The following is a 12,728-nucleotide window of genomic DNA, read 5'->3' on the forward strand; positions in this document are numbered from 1 at the left end:
TTAAAGAGCTAGTGATATGGCAAAAATAAAGGCTGCAAGTAAAAAGCCAATTTATCGTCATATTTTTATTTATAAAAAAACTAGCTTAATCAGTGACTTAAATATTTATATCAAATTAATTTAAAAAATATGAAAAAGTGCTTGCGCATCTCAAAAAATTTGATAGAATAGCCACCACTTTAAGAGAACAAGCCGACTTAGCTCAGTTGGTAGAGCAACTGACTTGTAATCAGTAGGTCGCCAGTTCGATCCCGGCAGTCGGCACCATCTCTCTTAAAGTAGCTTTTTATGAATTTGCCTTAAATGTAAGTCATTTTTGTTCAAAGCAACCTAAGGTGGGGTTGGGGAGCGGTCAAACCCAGCAGACTGTAAATCTGTCGCGAAAGCTTCGAAGGTTCGAATCCTTCCCCCACCACCATATTTTCTAAAGTTTGTCATAGCGCCAAGCATACTCTCTATATCTCATAACTCTCGATTAGAGTTATCCTGAATAAGAGTAAATGCGGGTGTGGTATAATGGTAACACCTTAGCCTTCCAAGCTAATGACGCGGGTTCGATTCCCGCCACCCGCTCCATATATACACCATCGCAAAGCATAACAATAAATCATCACGAGAGTCAGTAATTATTGCTGCATCGTGATATTTTTTTAGTGCAACTCAAAGGTTTCAATATACGCTCATATAGCTCAGCGGTAGAGCACTCCCTTGGTAAGGGAGAGGTCTCGAGTTCAATTCTCGATATGAGCTCCATTTATTGTTTACACCTTTTATGCTTGTTTTGCTATTTATATAACTTTGCGTCGATATCGAAATTATAGAATATTGAAATATATAACAGTAGTGCGGTAGACAATGATTCAAAGGTGACACTGAGGTGTTGCCTTTTAGTGCTGTCAGTATATTAATAAATATTGGTTTTGATGGTCTTATATAGAGAAGACTAAAACTAATAGGTCAGTATGCAGACATTAATACATTATTTTTTGCATTTTGGTTTTCCTCTTTTTATTGCGATTGCGTTTTTTAGAAAAGAGTGGAAAAAAACATATCTGATTTTGCTTGCGACCATGCTGGTTGATATAGATCATCTGGTAGCAAACCCAATATTTCAGGCAAATAGATGTAGCATTAATTTTCATCCGTTACATACTTATTATGCGATGCTAGTGTATTTTGTTTTACTCTTTCTTCGTAAGCCTCTTAATATCATTGGAATTGGATTGCTGTTCCATATGTTAACGGATTTTACGGATTGTTTGATGATGTCGGTCAGCTAATATCGCGACCTTGCATATCAAGATAATTATACGGTTATAAGAAAGGTTATAATCAATCGAGCTTTATATCTACTAGTTAGAGAGAAGTTGATTTCGATTGAGAGATGTATGACTATTTAAGACAAGTCAGCGTATAATAACGGATACAAGAATTAGTTCGGAGCATTGTTTAAGCAGTGGTTCGTGCGGTTGATAGCTAGGTTTATGATGATTTAATTCTATTATGAGCCATTAAACAGCTTTTTATTGATCATTCACCAAAAAAGAGGAAATACCCATGGCAAAGGCCAAGTTTGAACGTAACAAGCCACACGTCAACGTCGGTACAATCGGACACGTTGACCATGGTAAAACAACCCTTACCGCTGCAATCGCAACCGTAGCTGCAATCACCTCTGGCGGCGAAGCCAAAGACTACGCGTCTATTGACTCAGCACCAGAAGAAAAAGCACGTGGTATCACAATCAACACCTCACACGTAGAATATGACACAGACAGCCGTCACTACGCTCACGTAGATTGCCCAGGTCACGCCGATTATGTTAAAAACATGATCACTGGTGCGGCACAGATGGACGGCGCAATCCTAGTAGTATCTGCAACTGACGGCCCTATGCCACAGACTCGTGAGCACATCTTGCTTTCACGTCAGGTTGGCGTACCGTACATCATCGTATTCATGAACAAATGTGACATGGTAGATGACGAAGAATTGTTAGAGCTAGTAGAAATGGAAGTTCGTGAATTATTGAACGACTATGACTTCCCAGGCGATGACACGCCAATCGTTAAAGGTTCTGCTACTGAAGCCCTAAAAGGCTCACAAGAAAAATACGGCCAACCAGCTGTTGTAGAACTACTAAACGTACTAGACACCTACATCCCAGAGCCAGAGCGTGACATCGACAAAGCATTCCTAATGCCAATCGAAGACGTATTCTCAATCTCAGGTCGTGGTACCGTAGTAACAGGCCGTGTTGAATCTGGTATCGTTAAAGTTGGCGACGAGATCGAAATCGTTGGTATCCGTGACACTCAAAAAACCACATGTACTGGTGTAGAGATGTTCCGTAAACTGCTTGACGAAGGTCGTGCAGGCGAAAACTGTGGCGTACTACTACGTGGTACTAAGCGTGAAGACGTACAACGTGGCCAAGTACTAGCTAAGCCAGGTTCAATCACTCCTCACACCAAGTTTGACGCTGAAGTATATGTATTGTCAAAAGAAGAGGGTGGTCGTCACACACCATTCCTAAACGGCTATCGTCCACAGTTCTACTTCCGTACTACTGACGTAACTGGCGCAATCCAATTACAAGACGGTACTGAAATGGTAATGCCTGGTGATAACGTTGAGATGGGCGTAGAGCTTATCCACCCAATCGCTATGGACAAAGGTCTTCGCTTCGCAATTCGTGAAGGCGGCCGTACTGTAGGCGCTGGTGTTGTTGCTAACGTATTGAACTAAGACTTAAGTCTCAGCAATGAGCTTATGAATTAGTCATAGAAAAGGCCATCCTATTTAGGGTGGCCTTTTTTTGATAAAAAATAAATAATGTAGTTACTTACTCATATAATTTAAGTACAACCAAATGATGAGACTAATTAAATGAAAGGAACGTCATGTTTGTGATAGAAGCATTACCAACGAATGCAGTAGAACACGAAAACGTCATTCAAACTGTTGCCGATATAGAAACGATGGTGCAGCCGGATGATGCTTGGAACCAGAAAACATTGGCTGAATTGCTTGAACAAGACAGTATTCGTCTGCTGATTGCTTACGATCAAGCCAAAGAAGATAGTACTTCTTACCGTGAGATAGTTGGCTATTGCTTATATCAAACAACTTTTGAGCAAGCAGAGGTGTTACGTATCGGAACTGATCCAAAGTACCAACGCCAAGGTATCGCTTCGCAGGTATTGAATAAACTGCATGAGCTGTTACAGATTAATCAGGTAGAGAGTCTTTTGTTAGAAGTACGTGCAGACAATACAGCGGCGATAGCGTTATACGAGCAACAAGCATTTAGCATCATTCATAGACGCAAAGGCTATTATAAAGTGCCACATAAACCAGCAGTCGATGCATTAATCATGCAGCATACTTATATTTAATGAAGTGAGTAAAGCTTAGGGCGTGTCCTCAATTCAAACGAGTGTCCTCTAAATGGGCTAAAAACAGCTAAATTTTGCCAAACATCGTCAAATAGTTGGTCAATATCTCGATATTATCTGCACTATTTTCCTCGTTTGACGGCAATTTATCTCATTTTTATCACCATTTTTAAAATGAGGACACACCCTAATAAAAAATAAGCAGTGATAATAAAAGTGGCTATAACCGCTATGATATAAAAGCAGGGTTAGCTAAGATTTAAACTTTATTGCAAAGGAATTTTCTTTTTACAGACTTCCACATCAAGCTGATAATCACTATCGGCTTTCATTCGACCTAAAATATCCAAGCGTTCGCTCAGTAACTCCACCATTATGCTGATATTGGCTTGCTGTTTTTTAACCTGTTCTAGTTTTTGCTGTGTTAGTACAAGCTGCGAATCAATATCCAAGTGACCATCGTAATAGTCGTTTAAGCTGTTTTTGATTTCGGTAAGCGTAAAGCCAATAGCTTGCGCGCTTTTGATCAGCTCTATGCGTTCGATACATTCTGGATGAAATTCGGTATATAGACGTGAGCCTGCCTGACGCTTGCGAGATTTTAGTAGGCCTAATTGCTCGTAATGGCGAACCGTATCTTTGGTCGTATTGGCTTTTGCTGCTAGCTCTCCAATCAATAGAAACGATGTATCAAGTGCCATAATAACCTCTTATTTTTTCGCTATGACAATCATAACTCTAGTTGCCACGGCGATTCGCTATCTAGTAACGATACCGCTAACGGTTTATGAGAGTGCTTTTGCCATGGCACAGACTGGCTGCCAATCAGGTTGTCTAACTGAGCTAGGAAATCAGCACGCGGTAAAGTAGTCGCACCTAAACTCATTAAATGATCGTTCGGTAGCTGACAGTCAACGAGTGCGACATCACTTTGCTCACACAGGCGCATCAGACCCCAAAACGCTAGCTTTGATGCATTAGATGTTCGATGAAACATTGATTCACCAAAATAGATGCCGTTTATTTTTAACCCGTATAATCCGCCAATCAGTTGACCTGCCTCGTCCCAAATTTCAACGCTATGAGCAAAGCCTTGCGCATGCAATTTGGTATAAGCTTCGATCATCTCATCATGAATCCAAGTATGCTCACCTTCGGGATGATTGTCATTAAGGCCATCACTGCGCGGTAAGCTACAGGCATGTATGACATCGTCAAAAGCTTTATTAAGCGTCAATTGCCAACGTTCGCGATTTGCTTGCTTACGTAGAGACTTACTCGGTTGATAAGCCGAGGGGGCGATCACACAACGCGGCTCGGGACACCACCAAGCAATAGGCTCATCTTCGTTAAACCAAGGAAATAGTCCCTGAGCGTAAGCTGATATCAGCGTTTCAGGTGCTAGGTCACCGCCCATAGCGACGATGCCAATACCATCAGGATCGATAGAAATGGGATCAGGAAAGTCATAACGCCCAAGACTTTTTAAAGTCTCAGGCGTAATGTGTTTATCGTGCTGTTGAGTAAAGTTGCCCATTTAGGCTTCTTTATCTGCAGTTAGTGTTGAATCATAAGTGTGGTCACGAGCGACGGTTTCGCCCAGTGCATCCAAGTACTTTTCAGCATCCAGCGCAGCCATACAGCCTGTACCAGCAGAAGTGATGGCTTGACGGTAAACGTGATCTGCTACGTCACCTGCAGCAAACACACCTTCAATACTGGTCTGAGTAGCATTACCATTCAAACCACTATTAACGATCAGATAGCCATCTTTCATATCCAATTGATCTTTGAACAAGTCAGTGTTTGGCTTATGACCAATAGCGACAAACATACCCATTGTATCTAGTTGTTTGGTGCTGCCATCAATCATAGATTCGATAACGACGCCATTGACGCCCATGTCATCACCGACCACTTCTTTCACTTGATGGTTCCATTCGATTTTGACATTGCCATTTTTGGCTTTTTCAAACAGCTTGTCTTGCAGAATTTTTTCAGAGCGTAAGCTGTCACGGCGATGAACTAAGGTCACTTCAGACGCAATATTAGATAAGTACAAAGCTTCTTCAACCGCTGTATTACCACCACCAATTACCGCAACTTTTTGGTTTTTATAAAAGAAACCATCACAAGTGGCGCAGGCTGATACACCAAGCCCTCTGAATTTAGTCTCTGATTCTAGTCCCAAGTACTGTGCAGAGGCGCCAGTTGAGATAATGAGCGCGTCACAAGTATAGCTACCGTTGTTACCTGTTAATTGAAAAGGACGCTCGTTTAGGTTTACTTCGTTGATATGATCGTAGACCAATTCAGTACCGAAACGTTCCGCATGCGCTTTCATACGTTCCATCAATGCAGGACCTGTCAAATCATGCGCATCGCCTGGCCAGTTGTCGACCTCAGTAGTGGTGGTTAATTGTCCACCGACTTCCATACCAGTAACCATAACTGGCTTAAGGTTAGCGCGTGCTGCATAGACTGCGGCAGAGTAGCCAGCAGGGCCTGAGCCTAAAATAATGAGCTTTTCGTGACGTGGAGCAGTAGTGTCAGTTGCCATGAGTTGTTCCTTGCTAAATATACGAATTAAAAATGTAAGTTATAAATATAATAAAAGAGGAATATCAAAAATGACTACGAATATGCTTCTTCTAATTGCTGTGTGATAATAACATAAGGGCACAGCGCACAAAGTGCAAGTTTGCTAAAACAAACACAGGTATCATTAGAATCAAAGAATAAATAGCTTTGGAATATAAGTGCGAAAACGGAGACTATTTTATAGAATCTAGGCAATACAGTTAGCCATATTTTTCCACTATTGTTTCGCTAACCAGCTGTTTTCTTGGACAAAGTGTTTACTGATTTACTTTCTTACACGCTTTCTTGATAAGACTGTCGCCACTGCACCTATGTATTTGTTATTATAAGAAGTTATGCCAAGTGTAGTAGGAGCCACGCGATAACGGTTGTTGCAGGGTTCTATAATTGGTATATGCCAAACAAACACTTCGCTGGGTACATTTATGTCAACACTTTATGTCAGCATGATTAGGCTTAGTCATGCATTGGCGACCATTTAGTATTAATAACAAGGCAGATCTTACGTGATATCAGCACCGCTTATTGAGTATTTAAAAAGGGAATGTTTACCCTCCTTGGGTTAATACTGGCCGTTTATCTGTTTGTCATTTTGATGACTTATACAGGCAACGATCCTAGCTGGTCGCACATCAGTAGTGATATGACCACGATTAATAATATGGGCGGCGAGGCAGGCGCATGGTTGTCCGATTTGCTTTATAGCTTTTTTGGGTTTGGTGCTTGGTGGTTTTTGGCATTTGTGGTTTACGAATCTATCCTAATTTGGTGGGAAAACAAGCCAACGTTTTGGCTCATGCGATTGGTCGCTTATGTGTTTTTACTATTAAGTGCTAGCGCATTATTTGCACAATTGGTCTCTTTAGTTCAGCAAGTCACGAACCCTGACGCCATCGGTCTCGAAGGTGTCGCTGGTGGTATCATTGGGCTAGAGTTACAGGCGCGTTTGGCACAGCTGCTATCGCAGTGGGGGAGTGTGGTTTTCTTAGCAGTATTCGTTGTGATTACCGCTACGTTTGCCTTTAACATCCATTGGATGACGATATATCAAAAGGTTCGTGCGCTGTCGTGGCTTGGTTCAGGTGTAAAAAGTCAGGATGCTATCGACGCTACTGAACCGAGCATTGCATCACAAGATGATAGCCAAAACTTAGATGAGTCGGTAGATAAAAAGTAGAGCATGAGCAACTGCCACTTGAGTTGCAGTCTGCGGAAAATAATAGCGGTGCTCAAGACGTCAGCAGTAGTGGACGTTTCGGTAGTGTATTGTCAGACTTTTTGGCAACATCAGGATTGGCAGATAGTGTCAAAGCCTCTGTCATCGCAGCAAAAGCAGCGGCGACACTTAATAGCTCAAAAAGTGATCAGGCAAATACCGATACAGAAAAGTTTAAAGCTGCTACTGATAATACAGCCAACAATGCAGTCCAGCCATTAGTTTCAAACTTGACTGCACCTGTTACTCGCAAAGTTGAGCCGAGCTTTGCGTGGAATGATGCCAGTACGGTCGATGACTTACTAGCAAGTGAGCAGATGGCTTACAGTGCTAGCGGCATGAGCAGCTCCGCTATGCCTGTACCCAACTATTCCCAAACGGTCACTAGTACCACGGCATCGTTAGAGAAAGCAGTGCCTGCTACTGTGACCACTACAATGATGGAAGCAGTTACTCAACCAGATATAAATGATAAAGAACCACTAACTCAGCCATCAGTTAATGAGTCAGTGAGTAGTAATTTAGCCAGTCAACCAGTCATTGAACCTGCTGAGTCTAAAATCTCTACGACATATGAGACTGCAGAAGTAGATAAGTTGGCAGAAGCATGGTTGGCAGAGCATGCTGATATACCAGAACCTACAGAATCTATCGTAGAAACGCTAGTAGACTCTAAGCCTGTTCAGGAAACCGTAGCAGCTGAGCCAATAGTACCAGAGAAGACTCTAGAATCTGTCGTAGAAGAGCCTATTAGTTTTGCCCAGGATTTAACCAATCAACTGTCTGATACGCCTGTAGAGCTGCCACAGATTAACAGTGCATCAATAGTCTCTGAGCCTGAAGTCGCTCCGGTAACAGTAGAGACTGAGCCTGCGTTGCCAGATGTGTCAGACATGACACCAACCAATACGCCTCCTGCCAATCCAAAAGCAGCGCCAACGGTGGAAGTGACTAGCCCAGTCTCAAATGTACAGCCTGATCAGAAAGCGCCTGTGCAACCATCTGTTAGTTTTGCTGTTCCAGAGGGCGATAGCAGCAACCATATCACTGATATGATGCCAGATGACGATAGTGATGACGATACTAATGTACCGGTCATGCCGCATATTAGTGATGACGCAGCCTTCAGTCAAAAGTCGCGCTCGATGCAAACGGCAGCTTATCGCAGCAGTCTAACGCCCATTCCAGAAGTCTCTATATTGGATAAGCCCGATCCCGACCGCAAGCCTAGCTATACTGTGGCTGAGCTTGAAAAGCTGTCTGAATTGCTAGAAATTAAGCTACAAGAATTCAATGTAAAGGCCTCTGTGGTTAATGCTATCCCTGGCCCTGTCGTCACCCGTTTCGAAGTAGAGTTGGCTGCTGGTGTGAAGGCTAGTAAAGTCACAGGTATCTCGCGTGATTTAGCGCGCTCACTATCGATGGCTTCTTTGCGTGTGGTAGAAGTGATTCCGGGCAAACCCTACATCGGTATCGAAGTGCCTAACAAGAAACGTGAAATGGTACGCTTGATTGAACTGCTCAATACCGAAACGTTCAAAGACCCTAAAGCGCAGATTAGCATGGCGATGGGTAAAGACATCGGTGGTAACCCAATCATTACTGACCTTGCACGTGCGCCGCATATGCTGGTCGCTGGTACCACAGGCTCTGGTAAATCAGTATTGGTCAACTCGATGCTGTTATCGATGCTACTCAAATATACGCCCAATGAGCTGCGTCTTATCTTGATTGATCCAAAGCAGTTAGAGCTTGCCAATTACAATGATATTCCGCATTTGCTAACGCCAGTAGTCACCGATATGACGGAAGCGGCTAGTAGCTTGTCATGGTGTGTGGCCGAGATGGAACGTCGCTATCAGTTGATGAGTTTGCTAAAGGTTCGTAAGCTCAATGAGTTTAATAAGAAAGTCATCGCGGCGGAGAAATCAGGCAATCCAATGCTCGACCCTCTATGGCGTCCAAATGACAGCGTAAGTATTAGCCAAGCGCCTAAGCTAAAAACACTACCTATGATTGTTATTGTCGCGGATGAGTTTGCCGATATGATTATGCAAGTTGGTAAACAAGCCGAAGAGCTCATCACACGTTTGGCGCAGAAATCGCGTGCTGCAGGTATTCATTTAATGCTAGCGACTCAGCGTCCATCAGTCGATGTCATTACAGGTCTGATTAAAGCCAACATCCCAGTGCGTGCGGCATTACGAGTCAACTCAAAAGTCGATTCACGTACGATTTTGGATAGTGGCGGTGCTGAGGATATGCTAGGTAACGGCGATATGTTGTTCTTAGGGCCAGGGCAAATCGAGCCAGATCGTGTGCATGGTGCTTATGTCAGTGACGAAGAAGTTAACCGTGTCTGTGACGCTTGGCGTGAGCGCGGCGCGCCTGATTATATTGATAATATGGCAGGCAACTTTGAATTGTCTAGCCCAGGCGGTGGTAGTACAGCCAATGCTTCTGGTGAAGATGATGATTTATATAATGATGCCGTGGCCTTTATCATGGAAACACGTAAAGTGTCTGCCTCAAGCATTCAGCGTAAATTCAGCATCGGCTACAACCGTGCAGCGCGTATTGTCGATTCTATGGAAGAAGCTGGATTGGTTAGCTCGATGGGCAAAAGTGGTAAGCGTGAACTATTGATGTAGATAAATACTATCCTTAAAAACTGGTTTTAATTAGTTATCTTTAATTGTTCATATTAGAATAAGTATCAAAAGTATTAACTGCACCTGCTGAATATATAGGAAGGTTTTATGAAGAAATTGGTATCCATTATTATCATTATGTCTTTAGGTATCTACGATATAGCGTTTGCTGATACGTTCCAAAAGCATATGTACTGCTCTAAGCCTAGTAAGCCCTACAATTTTACATCCGAAGCCCAGTACAATAGGTTTGTCGATGACGTTAATAAATATCAAATTTGTATTAACGACTTTGTTGAAGAACAAAACCAGGGAATTAAAAATCATCAAAAATCTATAAACAATGCAATTGAAGAGTGGAATAGGTTTGTTCAGTTCGAATTGAAATAAATTTTTGAATAATAGAAAAGTCGAGCAAAGTTGTTTGACTTTTTTTATGTGTAACTATAATTAAGAATGTAAAATTTAATCTTATTAAACACTATCAAACTAGGGAAGGTTAGTTATGTTTAAAGAATATACTCAGTATGATGGTCTCGCCTTAGCAGCATTGGTCAACTCAGGTGAGGTCAGTGCAAAGGAATTGCTAGACGCTGCTGTCCATCAAGCCAATCAAATCAACCCTAAGCTAAATGCTATCGTGCATCGATTTGATGAGCGTGCTTATAATGCTGCGCAGGCGGGTTTACCTTCAGGTATATTTACTGGCGTGCCGTATTTACTAAAAGATTTGTCATTTAGTTTCGCCGACGAGCCGATTACGATGGGCAGTCGCAGTGTCAATATCATTTCGGAAAAAGACAGCGAAATCGTCAAACGGATGAAGGCGACAGGTGTTAATACCTTTGGCAAGACTAACACGCCTGAGTTTGGTTTGATTATCACCACTGAGCCAAAAGCGCATGGCGCTACTCACAATCCTTTTAAAAAGGCTACAGCTCTGGCGGCTCGTCAGGGGGCAGTGCAGCAGCAGTTGCGAGCGGTATTGTACCGATGGCAGGCGGCGGTGATGGTGGCGGCTCGATACGTTTTCCATCTGCTTGGTGCGGTACGTTTGGGTTAAAGCCAAGCCGCGGACGTAATCCAATGGGCCCTAATCTTGGTGAAGGCTGGGAGGGGGCCGTGGCTGACCATGTGATTACGCGTTCAGTGCGCGATAGTGCGGCGATGCTAGATGCCACTAGCGGAGCAGAGATTGGTGCCCCTTACGTTATAGCTCCGCCAGACGGTACTTTTTGCAAGCGGCAATGCGTGCACCGCGAAAGCTAAAAATTGCTTTGCATCAGCAGCCTTTGATAGCCAATACGACAGTGGACAAAGAGGTGTTGGCGGTACTTGTGCAAACGGCTAAGCAACTAGAGTCTATGGGTCATGAAGTAGTACCAGCCGAGCCAAACATCAATATCGAGCAGTTTTGGCATGACTTTATCGTTGTGGTCTGCGCGCATACGGCTTTTACGATTGATAATATCGAGCGTGAGTTTGGGGCTAACCATATCAAAAACCTAGAGCCACAAACCTACAATATGGCGCTGCTTGGGCGTTCGCTATCAGCGGTTGATTTGGCACACGCCAAACATGGTTGGCATCATAGCCAGTATCAGACAGGTCTATTACTAGAAGACTACGATATGATTTTATGCCCGACTGTGCCCACGCCTGCGGTAAAGCATGGTGTACTACCGCCTAGCCGTATGGATGAGATGATGATGCGTAGCGCCGAGGTGCTTAATAAAGGTTTTAATATGGGTAAATATGCCTTTAGCTCAGGTATGATTGAAAAGCTCAGTGCCCCTGTATTAGGTAAAATGGGTTTTACGTTATTGGGTAATGTTACGGGGTTACCCGCGATGTCAGTACCCGTTGGTATGAGCAAAAAGGGTCTGCCAATTGGTATGCAGTTAATCGGGCGTATGAATGATGAAGCGACATTATTCAGTGTGGCGGGCGAGATGGAGCGTGCAGGTTTATTTACCAAACACGCTTTTGAGAAGTAGGGTTAAACTTTAGTGTTCGCATTAGTCGCATTCAATCAAAGCGATAGATGTCCATACCCAAACTATGATGGGCCATACTTTGATGAACGACAGAGACGCGCTGACCAGTACCTAATGCAAAAAACAGCGGTAGCAAGTGCTCATCACTTGGATGAATGTCCTTGTAGTCTGGGTATTGCTGCCAATCGAGTGCCGTGGGAATGTCTATTTTGAGCTGCTGTAACAACCATTGCTTAAACGTTTTGGCTGCTTGATCGATGCTGTCAGCTTCCCAGCGCAATGCTTGCAAATTGTGCGTAATGTTACCTGAACCAATGACGAGAATTTGCTCATCACGTAGATGTGCCAACTGCGCGCCTAACTGATAGCAGGCGATACTGTCATAATGCTGCGGCAGTGATATCTGTACGATAGGCACATTGGCTTCTGGATACAGATGTCTGAGCGGCGCCCATACACCATGATCACAGGCACGCACTGGATTAACACTACAAGTAATACCACGTGCGGTCAGCTGCTGAGCAAGTGCCTCAGCCAGTGCAGGCTGGCCTGTAGCAGGATACTGAATGTCGTAAAGTTCAGGCGAAAATCCTGAAAAGTCATGCCACGTCTTTGGCTGTGGATTACTGCTAATCTCTAGCTTTGCTGACTGCCAATGCGCTGACATAATGACGATGGCACGTGGCTTAGGTAGGTTTTGACCAATACGTGCCAGTGCGCTGGTCGTCGCAGACTGCTCAATTGCAAGCGTAGGCGCGCCATGCGAGATAAAGAGCGCTGGTAGCTTAGATGTATTCGTCGCTACATCAGACGTATTTTCCATGCGGCAGCCGCTGTGATAGGCGTCTGCACATTATGATGATCA

10 protein-coding genes, 4 tRNA genes and 2 pseudogenes are annotated in these 12,728 nt (G+C 43.5%); 12 read left to right on the forward strand and 4 right to left on the reverse strand.

The features are described 5' to 3' along the window. Window positions 1-191 precede the first annotated feature (191 nt). From ACOBWA_RS02545 to rimI, 7 genes are all read left to right on the forward strand, one after another. Window positions 192-267, forward strand: a tRNA-Thr gene (locus ACOBWA_RS02545). Between the two features lie 67 nt (window positions 268-334). Next, a tRNA-Tyr gene (locus tag ACOBWA_RS02550) sits at window positions 335-418 on the forward strand. 84 nt (window positions 419-502) lie between these two features. Beyond that, window positions 503-576: transfer RNA gene (locus tag ACOBWA_RS02555), tRNA-Gly, on the forward strand. 102 nt (window positions 577-678) lie between these two features. Beyond that, window positions 679-753, forward strand: a tRNA-Thr gene (locus ACOBWA_RS02560). Between the two features lie 209 nt (window positions 754-962). Further along, window positions 963-1,280, forward strand: coding sequence for a DUF6122 family protein (locus ACOBWA_RS02565; protein WP_420230138.1), 318 nt, complete (start codon window positions 963-965; stop codon window positions 1,278-1,280). A gap of 277 nt (window positions 1,281-1,557) precedes the next feature. Beyond that, window positions 1,558-2,748, forward strand: a complete 1,191-nt coding sequence (gene tuf / locus ACOBWA_RS02570) for an elongation factor Tu (RefSeq protein WP_114701991.1) — start codon at window positions 1,558-1,560, stop codon at window positions 2,746-2,748. A gap of 155 nt (window positions 2,749-2,903) precedes the next feature. Beyond that, complete coding sequence (gene rimI, locus ACOBWA_RS02575; protein ID WP_420230139.1) at window positions 2,904-3,398, forward strand: ribosomal protein S18-alanine N-acetyltransferase; 495 nt, start codon at window positions 2,904-2,906, stop codon at window positions 3,396-3,398. Window positions 3,399-3,664: 266 nt separating this feature from the next. On the opposite strand, the gene ACOBWA_RS02580 is transcribed toward rimI, so the two are convergent. The 3 genes from ACOBWA_RS02580 to trxB are packed head-to-tail and all read right to left on the reverse strand — an operon-like array spanning window position 3,665 to window position 5,958. Continuing rightward, window positions 3,665-4,099, reverse strand: coding sequence for a MerR family transcriptional regulator (locus ACOBWA_RS02580; protein ID WP_101204974.1), 435 nt, complete (start codon window positions 4,097-4,099; stop codon window positions 3,665-3,667). Between the two features lie 29 nt (window positions 4,100-4,128). Further along, complete coding sequence (gene aat / locus ACOBWA_RS02585; protein ID WP_420230140.1) at window positions 4,129-4,935, reverse strand: leucyl/phenylalanyl-tRNA--protein transferase; 807 nt, start codon at window positions 4,933-4,935, stop codon at window positions 4,129-4,131. After that, complete coding sequence (trxB, locus tag ACOBWA_RS02590; protein ID WP_296211177.1) at window positions 4,936-5,958, reverse strand: thioredoxin-disulfide reductase; 1,023 nt, start codon at window positions 5,956-5,958, stop codon at window positions 4,936-4,938. Between the two features lie 585 nt (window positions 5,959-6,543). On the opposite strand from trxB, the gene ACOBWA_RS02595 reads away from it, so the two are divergent. The 5 genes and pseudogenes from ACOBWA_RS02595 to ACOBWA_RS02615 all read left to right on the forward strand — a co-directional run bounded on the left by ACOBWA_RS02595 (window position 6,544) and on the right by ACOBWA_RS02615 (window position 11,863). After that, window positions 6,544-7,176, forward strand: a complete 633-nt coding sequence (locus ACOBWA_RS02595; protein ID WP_420230141.1) for a DNA translocase FtsK 4TM domain-containing protein — start codon at window positions 6,544-6,546, stop codon at window positions 7,174-7,176. A 1,175-nt stretch (window positions 7,177-8,351) separates the two neighbouring features. Beyond that, window positions 8,352-9,866, forward strand: a pseudogene (locus ACOBWA_RS02600) (DNA translocase FtsK); the annotation flags it as partial. A gap of 108 nt (window positions 9,867-9,974) precedes the next feature. After that, window positions 9,975-10,256 (forward strand): hypothetical protein, encoded by a 282-nt coding sequence (locus tag ACOBWA_RS02605; RefSeq protein ID WP_102091108.1) that lies wholly within the window; start codon window positions 9,975-9,977, stop codon window positions 10,254-10,256. Between the two features lie 115 nt (window positions 10,257-10,371). After that, window positions 10,372-11,135, forward strand: a pseudogene (locus tag ACOBWA_RS02610) (amidase family protein). Beyond that, a complete protein-coding gene (locus ACOBWA_RS02615; protein ID WP_420230142.1) occupies window positions 11,114-11,863 on the forward strand; it encodes an amidase family protein in 750 nt (249 codons plus the stop codon). The pseudogene ACOBWA_RS02610 and the gene ACOBWA_RS02615 overlap by 22 nt, the downstream one beginning before the upstream one ends. A gap of 31 nt (window positions 11,864-11,894) precedes the next feature. Here ACOBWA_RS02615 and ACOBWA_RS02620 read toward each other — a convergent pair whose 3' ends face one another. Then, window positions 11,895-12,686 carry a DODA-type extradiol aromatic ring-opening family dioxygenase gene (locus tag ACOBWA_RS02620; protein WP_420230143.1) on the reverse strand — a complete coding sequence of 264 codons (792 nt, stop codon included), beginning with the start codon at window positions 12,684-12,686 and terminating at the stop codon, window positions 11,895-11,897. Between the last annotated feature and the right edge of the window lie 42 nt (window positions 12,687-12,728).

It is taken from the genome of Psychrobacter sp. ER1 (genome assembly GCF_048631835.1).
Classification (GTDB): Bacteria; Pseudomonadota; Gammaproteobacteria; order Pseudomonadales; family Moraxellaceae; genus Psychrobacter.

Coding starts and splice junctions, on each gene's coding strand:
- rimI (WP_420230139.1), top strand. CDS start 2,904: ATGTTTGTGATAGAAGCATTACCAACGAATGCAGTAGAACACGAAAAC.
- ACOBWA_RS02620 (WP_420230143.1), bottom strand. CDS start 12,686: ATGGAAAATACGTCTGATGTAGCGACGAATACATCTAAGCTACCAGCG.
- ACOBWA_RS02580 (WP_101204974.1), bottom strand. CDS start 4,099: ATGGCACTTGATACATCGTTTCTATTGATTGGAGAGCTAGCAGCAAAA.
- aat (WP_420230140.1), bottom strand. CDS start 4,935: ATGGGCAACTTTACTCAACAGCACGATAAACACATTACGCCTGAGACT.
- ACOBWA_RS02605 (WP_102091108.1), top strand. CDS start 9,975: ATGAAGAAATTGGTATCCATTATTATCATTATGTCTTTAGGTATCTAC.
- ACOBWA_RS02615 (WP_420230142.1), top strand. CDS start 11,114: ATGCGTGCACCGCGAAAGCTAAAAATTGCTTTGCATCAGCAGCCTTTG.
- ACOBWA_RS02565 (WP_420230138.1), top strand. CDS start 963: ATGCAGACATTAATACATTATTTTTTGCATTTTGGTTTTCCTCTTTTT.
- ACOBWA_RS02595 (WP_420230141.1), top strand. CDS start 6,544: ATGTTTACCCTCCTTGGGTTAATACTGGCCGTTTATCTGTTTGTCATT.
- tuf (WP_114701991.1), top strand. CDS start 1,558: ATGGCAAAGGCCAAGTTTGAACGTAACAAGCCACACGTCAACGTCGGT.
- trxB (WP_296211177.1), bottom strand. CDS start 5,958: ATGGCAACTGACACTACTGCTCCACGTCACGAAAAGCTCATTATTTTA.